At 46.7% G+C, this 12,313-nt stretch carries 7 protein-coding genes; 6 read left to right on the plus strand and 1 reads right to left on the minus strand.

Annotated elements, in window-relative coordinates:
• The first annotated feature begins 480 nt into the window (after nucleotides 1-480).
• The 5 genes from SCB77_RS18105 to SCB77_RS18125 all read left to right on the plus strand — a co-directional run bounded on the left by SCB77_RS18105 (nucleotide 481) and on the right by SCB77_RS18125 (nucleotide 9,762).
• Entirely contained in the window at nucleotides 481-3,465 is a 2,985-nt protein-coding gene (locus tag SCB77_RS18105) for a SusC/RagA family TonB-linked outer membrane protein (RefSeq protein WP_320183403.1), read from the plus strand.
• Between the two features lie 45 nt (nucleotides 3,466-3,510).
• Complete coding sequence (locus tag SCB77_RS18110) at nucleotides 3,511-5,085, plus strand: RagB/SusD family nutrient uptake outer membrane protein (protein ID WP_320183404.1); 1,575 nt, start codon at nucleotides 3,511-3,513, stop codon at nucleotides 5,083-5,085.
• A 167-nt stretch (nucleotides 5,086-5,252) separates the two neighbouring features.
• A complete protein-coding gene (locus SCB77_RS18115; RefSeq protein WP_320183405.1) occupies nucleotides 5,253-5,720 on the plus strand; it encodes a DUF2721 domain-containing protein in 468 nt (155 codons plus the stop codon).
• Nucleotides 5,721-7,071: 1,351 nt separating this feature from the next.
• A complete protein-coding gene (locus SCB77_RS18120; protein WP_320183406.1) occupies nucleotides 7,072-8,193 on the plus strand; it encodes a vWA domain-containing protein in 1,122 nt (373 codons plus the stop codon).
• A gap of 102 nt (nucleotides 8,194-8,295) precedes the next feature.
• Nucleotides 8,296-9,762, plus strand: a complete 1,467-nt coding sequence (locus tag SCB77_RS18125; RefSeq protein ID WP_320183407.1) for a magnesium chelatase — start codon at nucleotides 8,296-8,298, stop codon at nucleotides 9,760-9,762.
• A gap of 928 nt (nucleotides 9,763-10,690) precedes the next feature.
• Here SCB77_RS18125 and SCB77_RS18130 read toward each other — a convergent pair.
• The gene (locus SCB77_RS18130; RefSeq protein WP_320183408.1) at nucleotides 10,691-11,698 is read right to left on the minus strand and encodes a hypothetical protein; all 1,008 of its coding nucleotides are present in this window, start codon (nucleotides 11,696-11,698) and stop codon (nucleotides 10,691-10,693) included.
• A 391-nt stretch (nucleotides 11,699-12,089) separates the two neighbouring features.
• Between SCB77_RS18130 and SCB77_RS18135 the strand changes: the two genes are divergently transcribed.
• Nucleotides 12,090-12,245 (plus strand): hypothetical protein, encoded by a 156-nt coding sequence (locus SCB77_RS18135; protein ID WP_320183409.1) that lies wholly within the window; start codon nucleotides 12,090-12,092, stop codon nucleotides 12,243-12,245.
• Nucleotides 12,246-12,313 lie beyond the last annotated feature (68 nt).

Below are 12,313 nucleotides of genomic sequence, written 5' to 3' on the forward strand. Positions count from 1 at the left end.
ATGGGTTAGCATGGTATGATTGTCTATGTCTGAGGTCGTGAATACGACCTGCTTCAAACAATGTTATCACACGCAAGTACGCAGCAGCTATTACTGTGCCAAACGGTGCTATTATTGTCTTTTCGTGCGTTATTATGCGTGTTATCCTAGCCTGCGGTGCAATAGAGGGCATTTTGTTGCAAAGCATTTCTTCCGAAATTGAAAGAGGCTGTTTGCAAGAAGGTATCTTTTTTGATACGCTGTGATATAAAATTGATACGCTGTGATTACTGTTCAACGGGAGTTTTGCAGAATTTTATATAACGTATTGCAACCAAATATAAACGTATGTCTAATCAACAACATGACAGTCCAAAAATGCAGTGTCCTATGCGCAAAGCCGAGGCTTCGCAGCGACTTGTTTTTTATTCGTCATCTGCTAGGCATGCTTCCTTTGGCAATAGATTTACATCCATCAAAATCATCAATTTTAAAACTAGTATGAAACAAAAATTACTTGTACAAAGCGTTATAACGCTAGCGTTGCTACTGGTATCCTCGTTTCTCTTTGCGCAGCAAAGAAGCATAACCGGAACCGTGGTAGACGAAACAGGAAGCCCACTTGCAGGTGCTACTGTAAAAGTCAAAGGTACGACTGTTGCTACCACGACTGATGAAAGCGGTGCTTATACCCTTGAGGTACCGGCTACAGCGCTCGCCTTAGAGGCTACGTTTATCGGCTACGCCTTAAAAGAAGTGCCTATTGCAGGTGCGCGTGTTGATATCCAATTGCAACCCAATTCGGATCAAGACTTGGACGAGGTTGTAGTCGTGGGATACGGTACCGCTCGTAAGAAAGATCTCACTGGCGCGATGGTCACCATTGCCGAAAAGAACTTTAACAAGGGTATCATGACCAGCCCCGATCAGCTGATTCAGGGAAAGACACCGGGTGTTATGGTGATCAACAACACTGGGCAACCGGGAGGATCAGTGACCGTGCGTATTCGCGGTAATTCGTCTATCCGCGCCAGTAACAATCCCTTGTTCGTGTTAGATGGGGTGCCTATGTCTGGAAATTCGCCCTTGCCTGAAGGGCGCGGCGGCTTTTCTTCCGACCGTGGAAATCCTTTGACCTACTTAAATCCTAGCGATATCACCAGTATGGATATCCTAAAGGATGCATCAGCGACGGCAATCTACGGTTCACGTGGTGCTAACGGTGTTGTTATTATCAGTACAAAAAAAGGAACACCGGGCGAGCCTAAGGTTTCTATCGGTGCATCTGCCGGTGTTTCGGGCATGCGCGAATATCCACAGGTGTTAAGTGCAGCGCGTTTTCGCGAAGCGCTCAACTATTACACGCCGAGCGAGGTTGCCAACGCAGATTTTGGTGGCAATGAAGATGCCTTTCGCGCCATCACCCGGCAAGCCGTTACGCAAAACTATTATGGCGATGTGACGGGAGGAACCGAAAATGGGAAATACCGCCTGTCTGGAGGCTATCTCAATCAAAATGGGGTCATCACCGGATCCCACTTGAAGAAATATACCGGCAACCTGACCGGAAATTTCCGTTTCTTAGAAAACAAACGACTGGGCTTAGATCTCGCCTTATTTCTTACACAGCTAGACACTCGCTATGCACCGATCAATGCGATGGTGGGTTCGGAAGGGAATGTCATTTCACAAGCTTTACAGTGGAATCCTACCTTGGCCATCCGCGATGCGCAGGGGAATCCGACCTTTGTAAGCCCTACCGTGCGAAATCCATTGACTTCCATCGATGCGTTCAAAGATCTTGCAACGACCAATACGATGGTGGTAAACGTTTCTCCTTATTATAAAATTACGGACGATTTAGAGTACCGTATGATCTATAGCGCCATGCGTCAAACTGGTAGCCGCCAAGGTATGTACCGTGCAGGGCTTATCGATCCTGCCTTGGTGCAAGATGAGCAGGCTTTTCTATCAGGCAACTCTGAAACCAATCTACAGCTGACACATACGCTCTCTTATAATAAGCAGATCAATGACGATTGGAACGTGAATGCCCTCATCGGTTACGAATACCTGAGCTATGACTACCGCACAAATGTATCCTTTGGCGGTGGGTTCGATTTTCTTGGGTTAGACTATTTCGATTACCTGCAGTATTCACCTGTCGCCCGTCGTGAAATTGGGTCGTATAGAAGCCCTACAAACGAGCTGCAATCGTTCTTTGCTCGTGGCGGTGTTAACTACTTAAATCGTTACTTGCTCACCGCAACCGTGCGTCGTGATGGTTCTACCAAGTTTGGGGAAAACAATAGATACGCCATGTTCCCTTCGCTCGCATTAGCTTGGAATGTAGCCGAGGAAGAATTCTTGAAATCCAGCGATTTGTTCAGCCAATTGAAAGTGCGCTTGGGCTGGGGTAGAACGGGTAACCAAGAGTTCCCTTCGGGAGCATCGTTGCCTCGTTATGTGTTCGACAACCAAAGTACCAATCAAACCAACTTTGGAAACCCTGATCTACGTTGGGAGACCTCCACAACGATTAACGCAGGTATCGACTTTGCTATCTTAAACAATCGATTGTATGGATCGGTAGACTTTTTCAGTAAAAAGACCACAGATGCTTTGTTTGAGCAGACGCTCGCTCAGCCTGCTCCAGCTGGCCGTATCTGGGTGAATCTTGATGGGGAAATTGAAAACAGAGGGGTGGAGGTAGCTTTAACCGGAACGCTCGTTCGCAATGATACTTGGAATTGGGATTTAACAGGAAACGTCACTTTCTTGAAAAATAGTGTGAGTGGATTAGTGGGATACTACGAGACTGGCGCGCTACGTGGTCAAGGTTTCTCAGGCGTACTAGGCCAGCGCATGGTCAACGGTCAGCCTTTGAACGTATGGTACTTGGCTCAATATGAAGGCATCGACCCGCAAACAGGGATGAGTATGTACCGTGGTTTGGACGGCAGCATCAGCAGCGCTAACGATCCGGCACAGAATAAATTCTACGCCAATAGTCCAAATCCTACCACGCTGCTGGGCATTTCCACCAACGTAAATTATAAGAAGATCTCTTTGGCGGCCAATATGAATGGCGCTATGGGGCATTACCTGTTCAACAATACTGCCGCGACCGTGCTTGGGGTGAGTAATCTTTCCACACGGAACATCGGATCAAACTTCTTTGATACTTCAGTACAGGAGTCTACATCCAATTCATCGGCACCATCTACCCGTTATCTGGAAAAAGGCGATTACCTCAAATTGGCCAATTTGACGCTTAGCTATAATGTGGGCAATCTTGGCAAAACACTTAAAAATGTCAACGTTTCTTTAACGGGCCAAAATCTCTTTATCATCACTAAGTATACTGGTTTTGATCCGGAGGTTAATACTGATGGGGCAACAAACGGTATCCCTTCGCTGGGTATCGAGTATTTGCCTTATCCACCATCAAGAAACTTCCTGCTTGGGGTAAACTTTGCACTATAATGGGGTCGATGAACAGCAACTAATTGAACACAAAAAAACAGAAAGATGAAATTACGATCATTTATATATTTAACAATTGCTGGCGGGTTTGTATTGACCGCAGCTTCCTGCACCAAGCTCGAGGAGAACTTTCGAAGCGAACTGGAGGAAACCGAAGAAGGCAACGTCGGGGCGGCATCCTTATTGATTAATGCCTATACGTCTTTGAACGTTCCCTACCAGCAGGAACAGCGCTGGGTGATGCAGGAGGTGTCTACCGATGCGGCCATGGCACCCACACGTGGGGGCGACTGGGATGATAATGGTATGCACCGTGCCATCCATCTCCATACTTGGAATGCCGACAACGGTTATATGAACAATACCTTTGTGAGTTTGGGTACAGCCATTTACAATGCGGGCAACGTGCTCCGCTTTAACCCTAGTCCGCAGCAGGCTGCGGAGGCGCGATTTATTCGTGCATTGGTGATGTTTGACTTGTTGGATCTCTATGGTGTGGTTCCTTATCGCGAGGGCGAATCCGCGGAGGATTTCCGTATACCACCTACTACGCTGCAACCGCAGGAAGCTATTGACTTTTTGGTGGCCGAGTTGACCGAGATTATGAATGCGCTACCGGAGAATGGACCCACGGCGGCCTACGTAGCCAACAGAAATGCCGCACGTACCTTGTTGATGAAGATTTATCTTAATAAAGGTGCTTTCTTAAATAGGCAATCGCCTAGCTTTGCGCAAGAAGATATGAATCAGGTTATCACGCTGGCAGGGCAGATTAGCAGTTCTGCGCAGTATACGGTGTCTGCCGCTGGACGTTATTTTGATAACTTTGCACCGGATAACAATGTGAAGTCGACGGAAAATATCTTTACGCTGTTCAACCAAAATGGTGAGCGTGGCGGTGCCGTTGATCGTACCTGGAACACGGTTGCGCACTACAACATGACTCCGGGCGGATGGAACGGCTGGTGTACCTTATCCGACTACTACGATAAATTTACGGCGGATGATGAGCGACGCGGTATTTACTATAATTACCCTGCCGATACTACTGGAAATAGGTTGCGCAATTTTCGTCGGCAGAACGTAGGCTTCTTTGTGGGGCAGCAGTACAATTGGAGTACCAACCGTCCGTTGATGGCTAGAAATCCTTCCAACGCACCTTTGTCGTTCACGCGAGAGGTGACCATCCGTACTTCCGGCGCTACCTTGGAAGTGGCGGGCATACGTCCAATGAAATATGCCTTTGATTATGCCGTCACCGGACAGCGCAACAACGACTGGGTGGTGTTTCGCTATTCCGATGTGTTGCTGATGCGGGCAGAAGCCATCCTGCGTGGTGGTACTGGGGCGCCGGCAGACGCCCTTGCGCTGGTCAACAGCATACGCACGAACCGCGGTGTTGCCGATTTAACATCTTTAACACTAGACAACTTGTTGGATGAGCGTGCTCGTGAACTTTACTGGGAGGGTTGGCGCCGACAAGATTTGATCCGTTTTGGTAAATTCTTGGAAGCTTGGCAAGAGAAGGCAGCTGATCCGGATCCCAAAACATTGGTATACCCAATCCCTAGTCAGCAGATTGCCGTTAACCCTAATCTAACGCAAAATCCAGGTTATTAACAGATCTTAGGTTTGTCTATATTACCAAAGAGGTCTCCAACATCATCAGCTGTGGAGGCCTCTTTTTGTTCAAGATTGACCGCGTATGGTTTTGCGCTTCCCTAGATGTTTTGTATGTTTGGGAATAGCCGATGGGCTAAAGATTTTAAGATGTTACTGTTCTGCCTATGATCACCTACAACACTGCAGCGCTGCTTTTTCCTGCTATTAGTTTAATTATGCTTGCTTACACCAATCGCTTTTTGGCTTTGGCGGCGCTCGTGCGCAGCTTACATGCGAAATACCTAGAGCACAATAAAGAAGGCGTGCTGCACGGACAGATAGGGAACTTACGCTATCGGCTTAAGCTGTTGCGGCATATGCAGGGGATGGGTGTGCTAAGCTTTATCACCTGCATCGTGTGTATGTATGGCATTTACCTAGAAAGTGTGCTGCTTGCCGAGGTTTGCTTTGCCCTCAGCTTGCTCTTCTTCGCGGTGTCGTTGCTCATCTCCTTTGTGGAGATACAGCTTAGCAACAAAGCGCTAGAACTCGAACTCAGCGATATGGAGGGGCATAGCGATCCTTCACTGGTCCAATATATCAAGAAGACATTTGATCCAAGGAAGAAGGGGAGTAGTCGAGACCAAGAGTGATCTAGATTATCGGCATCGGCTCGTCACTTCATCACCATGTGAGCTTATCGCTGCATCACCAAAACAAAAAAATCCTGAAGCGGGGAGCTTCAGGATTTTTAACTAACTAACCAATTATTAACCTAAATTATGAATACTCAAAGGTAGGGATGTTCAGTCTATCGTCCTAATTTCGACCATCGATTTAACCTATTTTAACATGATCGAGGTCATGTTTTAGTGTACTTTCCGATGCTGCAGATTACCGCCATCAATCATCACTTTGTAAGCATATCGCCTTGTTACTATCCTACCCTCAAACCTTTTCGCCGCTCGCCGCGGCATGGCAGCACTTTTGAAGGCCAAAAGTACTCAAAAGCCTTTGTCTCCTTCAGGTGCTTTGTCGCACAAGTCCAGCGCACCCAAAGAAAATGTTTGGCAAAGCTGAAATAACGTCGAAATCGCTTTGGATGCGATTCCGACATGATTTCTAGTCTTTGTCCATCGCTCGATTCCCCAAACATGTTCTCTGTTTCCCAGCACGTGGAAGGAGACTGGAAGAGATACGTTAAACGGGGATCTTTAAGTAAAGGTTTTTTATCGCGATTTCAATAGTACTTAGTACAGAGTATGTAGACAAGGATCGCGGTAAAATCTAAAGTTATCGCTGTGATCTTCGTCACTATGTCACCTTATCATCTCGTCGCTAAACTCACAAACATTACAATCATCGCACCTGCCCAGTATTAACAGCAAAGTCGCCTTATTTTTGTTGCGTCTGTAGAAACTTGCCTCTCCACTGTCCAATAAGGATGCAACGAAAATTCGCGACAGGGTTTTGGATACTTTTGCCCCACAAAAGTATCGCCCTCGTCCCGGGCTTAGGGACTAGGTAGTACATAGTAGTGAGTACAGAGTATGTAGACAAAAATTGCAGTAAGTCCGAAGATCACCGCAATCAATCGTCACTTCATCTCCATGTCACCTTATCACCATGTCACTGATAACACCAAAACAAAAAAATCCTGAAGCGGGGAGCATCAGGATTTTAACTAACTAACCAATTATTATTAACCTAAATTATGAATTACCTATATAACGTAAGGAGATATGGCTATAGTATGTCTGTTTGAAAAAAAAGTTTTGCAGCAGTAATTGCCTTTGCATTTGGGCTTCATTGCTCCTCTAGGAAGCATATACTTACATTGCGCCGACGAAAGAAGGATTATTATATCGTACATTTAGCTTATTAAACGGTCAGGAAGCGCAGGTCAAGCATTGACCTCGGTCAGCAGTCCAAGCGTGCGATCGCAGACCTTGGCAGCGGCTGCTATCGTTTACCTGACGCGGTCATCAACCAAAAATTGAATAGATGAAAAAAGCGGAAAGAAATAAAGGCTTTGTCTTTAAACAATATGAAGAGCCTTTCCAAACGCCTTTTGATAAGTTGTTCGACATCTTTATGGAGCTTATCACCCATACGTCGGGCGATTTCGACGAAGCGATCGATTGGTTGCGGCAGCTGGATCGGGAGTTTAAGTTAACGACTCCAGACTATACCATTGACGATTTTATAGAGGACCTCAAAAGCAAAGGTTACATCAAGGAGCGTTTGCAGCCCGACGGTACCGGCGGCGTGGATATCAGCTCGAAGTTGGAAAAGGCGTTGCGTCAAAGCGCGCTCGAGCAAATTTTCGGTAAGATGCGCAAAGGCAATGCCGGTAATCACAAGACCAAGCATAGTGGAAGCAGCGATGAGAGCACCGGCGATCTGCGCAGCTATCAGTATGGCGACAACCTCGACAAGATTGCCATGACCGAAAGCCTCAAAAATGCACAGGTGAACCATGGTTTGGGCGATTTCAGCCTTTCGGAGAACGATCTGGTGGTGGAAGATACGCAGTTTAAGTCGCAGATGAGCACCGTACTCATGATCGATATCAGCCATAGCATGATCTTGTATGGTGAAGATCGCATCACGCCGGCCAAGAAGGTGGCCATGGCGCTGTCCGAGCTTATCCTTACGCGCTACCCCAAAGATTCGCTAGATGTCATTGTCTTCGGCAATGACGCCTGGCCTATTGCCATCCACGATCTTCCCTACCTGCAGGTAGGCCCATTCCACACCAACACGGTGGCGGGCGTGCAGCTGGCCTTGGATATTTTGCGGCGCAAGCGTCATGCCAACAAGCAGATCTTTATGATCACGGATGGAAAGCCTAGCTGCCTCAACATGCCGGATGGCAGTTACTACAAAAATCCGATGGGCCTTGATCCCTTTATCACCAGCAAGTGCTACAGTATGGCGGCGCAGGCGCGTAAGTTGGGTATTCCTATCACCACGTTTATGATCACTTCCGACCCCTACTTGCAGGAGTTTGTCGATGAGTTTACGGAGTCTAATAGGGGTAAGGCTTATTATACTGGACTAGGCAACCTCGGCGAGATGATCTTCGCCGATTACGAAGACAACCGCAAGAAACGTATCCGCTAAGGGGCGCATTAGGCCATATTATTCGTTACGATAACATACATTTTCGCATCCAATACCTGCGCACATGCTGCTGTTGCGATGCCTTAAAATAGAATATAAAAAATGAATTATACAACAATCAAGACTTTCGGCGAGCTAAAAGCAGCGGGATACACTTCCCTAAGCATCAAAGAAGAACTGCGCCAAAACCTTATCGCGAAGATTAGCAAGGGCGAAACGGTTTTCGAGGGCGTGCATGGCTATGAAGATACGGTTATCCCCGAGCTCGAGCGGGCTATCTTGTCTAAGCACAACATCAACCTACTGGGACTTCGTGGGCAGGCGAAAACGCGCTTGGCGCGACTTATGGTCAACCTGTTAGACGAGTATATTCCCGTGGTGGAGGGCTCGGAGATCAATGACGATCCTTTCCATCCCATTTCGCGTTACGCCGTGGAGCTGCTGCAAGAGCAGGGCGACAGCACGCCCATCAGTTGGTTGCACCGCAGTGAGCGCTTTGCCGAGAAGCTGGCGACGCCAGATGTAACCGTGGCCGACCTGATCGGCGACGTGGATCCCATCAAGGCGGCCAATCTACGACTCAGCTATGCCGACGATCGGGTGATTCACTTTGGCATGATCCCGCGAGCCAACCGGTCGATTTTCGTTATCAACGAGCTGCCCGATCTGCAGGCGCGCATTCAGGTGGCGCTGTTCAACATCTTGCAGGAGGGCGATATTCAGATTCGCGGCTTCAAGCTGCGCCTGCCGCTCGACCTGCAGTTTGTCTTCACCGCCAATCCGGAAGATTACACCAATCGGGGTAGTATTGTCACACCGCTGAAAGACCGCATAGGTTCGCAAATCTTGACGCACTACCCGCGTTCGGTGGAGGTCGCCAAAACTATCACGCAGCAGGAGGCTGGGCTAGATGAGGCGCAGAAAGCACATATCTATGTGCCTGAGCTGGCGCGAGATATCCTCGAGCAAATAAGCTTTGAGGCACGACAGAGCGAGTTTATCGACGCTAAAAGTGGTGTCAGCGCCCGCATGGGTATCACTGCCTTCCAAAATCTGTTGAGCACGGCCGAGTTACGCATGCTGCGCAATGGCGATAGCCACACGGCGGTGCGCCTCGGCGACTTCCTCGGCATCATCCCTGCCATCACGGGCAAGGTAGAGCTGCTCTACGAGGGCGAGCAGGAGGGGGCTTCCACAGTGGCCATCACGCTGATCGAAGGTGCCGTCAAAAGTTTGTTCCCTACGCTGTTCCCCAAGATCGAAAAGCTGGAACGCGAAAACGAGCGCTATCCTTACGATGATATCATCCGTTGGTTTGCCGATGCAGAGGGAATTCAATTGCCGGATGAGCTTACCGATGCCGCTTATCAAACGGCTTTATTACAAGTAGAGCCCTTGCAACAGCTGATCGCCAAATACCAGCCTGATACGCCGCAGGAAGATATTTATTTCTTGAGCGAATTTGTGCTTTGGGGATTAACGCTCTTCAATAAATTAAGCAAGTATCGGGTGGATAATGGGCTGCAATTTCAGGATACCTTCCAAGGATATTTAAGGAATAATTTGTAGTCCACCTATTGAAATACTAGTTCTATGATTGCGGCCGATATTTTATCACCTCGGCCGCAGTTGTTTTGCTGATCGTGACAAGGTGATGAAGTGACAAAGTGATGAATTGATGGCGGTAATTTTATACTTTACCACCATCCTTATCTACATACTCTGTACTCACTACTACATACTATCGAATCCCTAAGCCCGGGACGTGGGCGATACTTTTGTGGGGCAAAAGTAAACAAAACCCTGTCGCGAATTTTTGTTGCATCTTTGTGGGGTAGTGCAAAGGCAAATGTGTACAGACGCAACAAAAATAAGGCGACCTTGCTGTTAATATTGGGCAGGTGCGGTAGAAACAAACGATCAGCGCTACCCTTATCCCAATACCAGTAGTGACACGGTGACTAGGTTACAAAGTGACGATTTATAGCGATCGATTACCAATAGTATACGATCCTCGTTTCACGGAGCTTTTCAGTCTCCTTCCCTGTGCTGGGGAGCAAAGGAAATGTTTTGGGGTTTGGAGGTGAGGACAAAGCCTAGAAATTATTTCTTAATCGCATCCAAAGCGATTAAGACGTTAGTTCAGCTTTACAAAACATTTGGCTTTGTGTGGGGCGGACCTGTGCGACAAAGCACCTGAAGGAGACGAAGGGTTTTGATTACTTTTGCCCTTCAAAAGTGATGCCCTGCCGTGGCGAACGGCGGAAGGGGGTGAGCGGGATGGTGGCTGGGTGATGTGTTGTTACAGTGACAAGCTGATAGCGGTAATCTTATCATTCACCGCTATTCCTATCGCACTGTACAATACCCATTACGCAATACCTTTGTCAATCTTACCGTTGATCCCATCGGGATCACATGCCTATAGCACTACGTTGCATTTGGATAAGCGACCCCGTAGCGGGTCGAACTTTAGAGGGTAAATATGCTTCTTCGTCTATTCCACAGTGCTGTTCTTGCTTTTATCCTCTAATGTATTTGCGTTTTTCCCCGCATACTTATTAATGATATGTTCGGTAGCAAGTTTCAACGAACGGCCAAAGTTGACAGGATGCAAGCCCGGTTGCGTAAAAAACTCCACCTCATTATCGATTTTCGAATACCAAACCCGACCGACATCGGCTACACTCAAGGTATCTTTTCTTTGTATCCGCTCAAAGTAATCCAATTGCTGTTTGTTTAGCCCAATTATTTGATACCGCTGCGTCTTATCCGCACAGTTCACTTCCACATATCTTTCCCCATTCCAACACATGCAGTCTTCCGAGCGTAAATAAGTAACATTCCAAACAATTAAAACGAGAATAATACTTAAGGTACCAAATAGGATGATTTTGTTGTTTAAACGCAGTTTTGAAAGATAAGGTAGGAAGAACTTCCTTCGCCTCATATTTTCAGGGTTTGTTGCTGCGGAGTTTATTTCTTCAGCGTCCACTTCGACTTCTTCATTTATATCTCTTGCAGTCGTTGTGCCAATATTTAAATCTTTATTTACCTCTGTGGTTGGATCTATTTTTGGATTTTCTTTACCTGTCGATTCTACATTTTCTATACTGCTCTCGTCATCAACATTACAGGGTTTGTCAATGTAATTGTTCTGAAAAGGTCTTGGTTGGTAGTCTACTAATATTGCTAACAATTTGACTATGCGATCCTCTGGGTTTTGTGTTTTGCTGAGGGTAAATTTCTGTAGTGCTTTAAGTGATCCAGTGTTGAAGGTCGAGATAGCTTCTTCTATATTTTTCGCTCGTTTATATGGATCAAAGAATTTTTGCAAAACTTCCGTATCTGTCTTAGACAGTCCTTCGGATACTCTAACTAAGCAATAGTCTCTTAGATTAGCAGGGGTGGGATTGGCGAGCAAGTCATCCAATTCATTTCTGCTTCTTTTTGTTTCATAAAGGGCTAAAACCCCATTTTTAAATTCGGTAAATGTCGCTGGCATGGCATCAAAAATAAGCTAAACCTATATCGGAATTTACGGAATCCCGTAAGATAGCACACAGTTAATACATCGGAATAATCGGTATCATCGGAATCTTATCAGACTTTTTAGACCTTTCGGAACCGTTTGGTTTGAAAGGTTTTATCCGCCATAACTTTGTTTTCGAAGTCAGATGATAGTCGATTAGTTTATGAGGCTAATATACGAAACTGATTTCACAATGAGAAGATCTCGCGGTAGTCTTTAGCCGGTTTGGGAAGCAGCTTCTGCCTCCCGCGATTGACACTCCCACTTCCCAAAAAATTCAGAAGGCCTTCTGAAAACATTTGTAGCAATCCCGTGCACGGAGCACGCGGACCTACTAAGATTTTCACTTTTAATTTTTTGAATTATGTGGTATTTAATTTTTGCACTTTTATTTGGTCAAGGTGGTCAGTCGACAGGTACTTGCGGTAATCCGGGACAGCCAACCGTGCAGGCGTCCAATACAAATGGCGATGGTGGTGAGACAACTACACCACTTCCTCCACGTCCACCTAAGCCCTAATGAGAAGCATATATAATAGGAAGGCAGCGCGAGCTGCCTTTTTTATTTGTTGTAATTTTTGAATTATA

Source organism: Sphingobacterium bambusae (assembly GCF_033955345.1).
Taxonomy (GTDB): Bacteria; Bacteroidota; Bacteroidia; order Sphingobacteriales; family Sphingobacteriaceae; genus Sphingobacterium; species Sphingobacterium bambusae.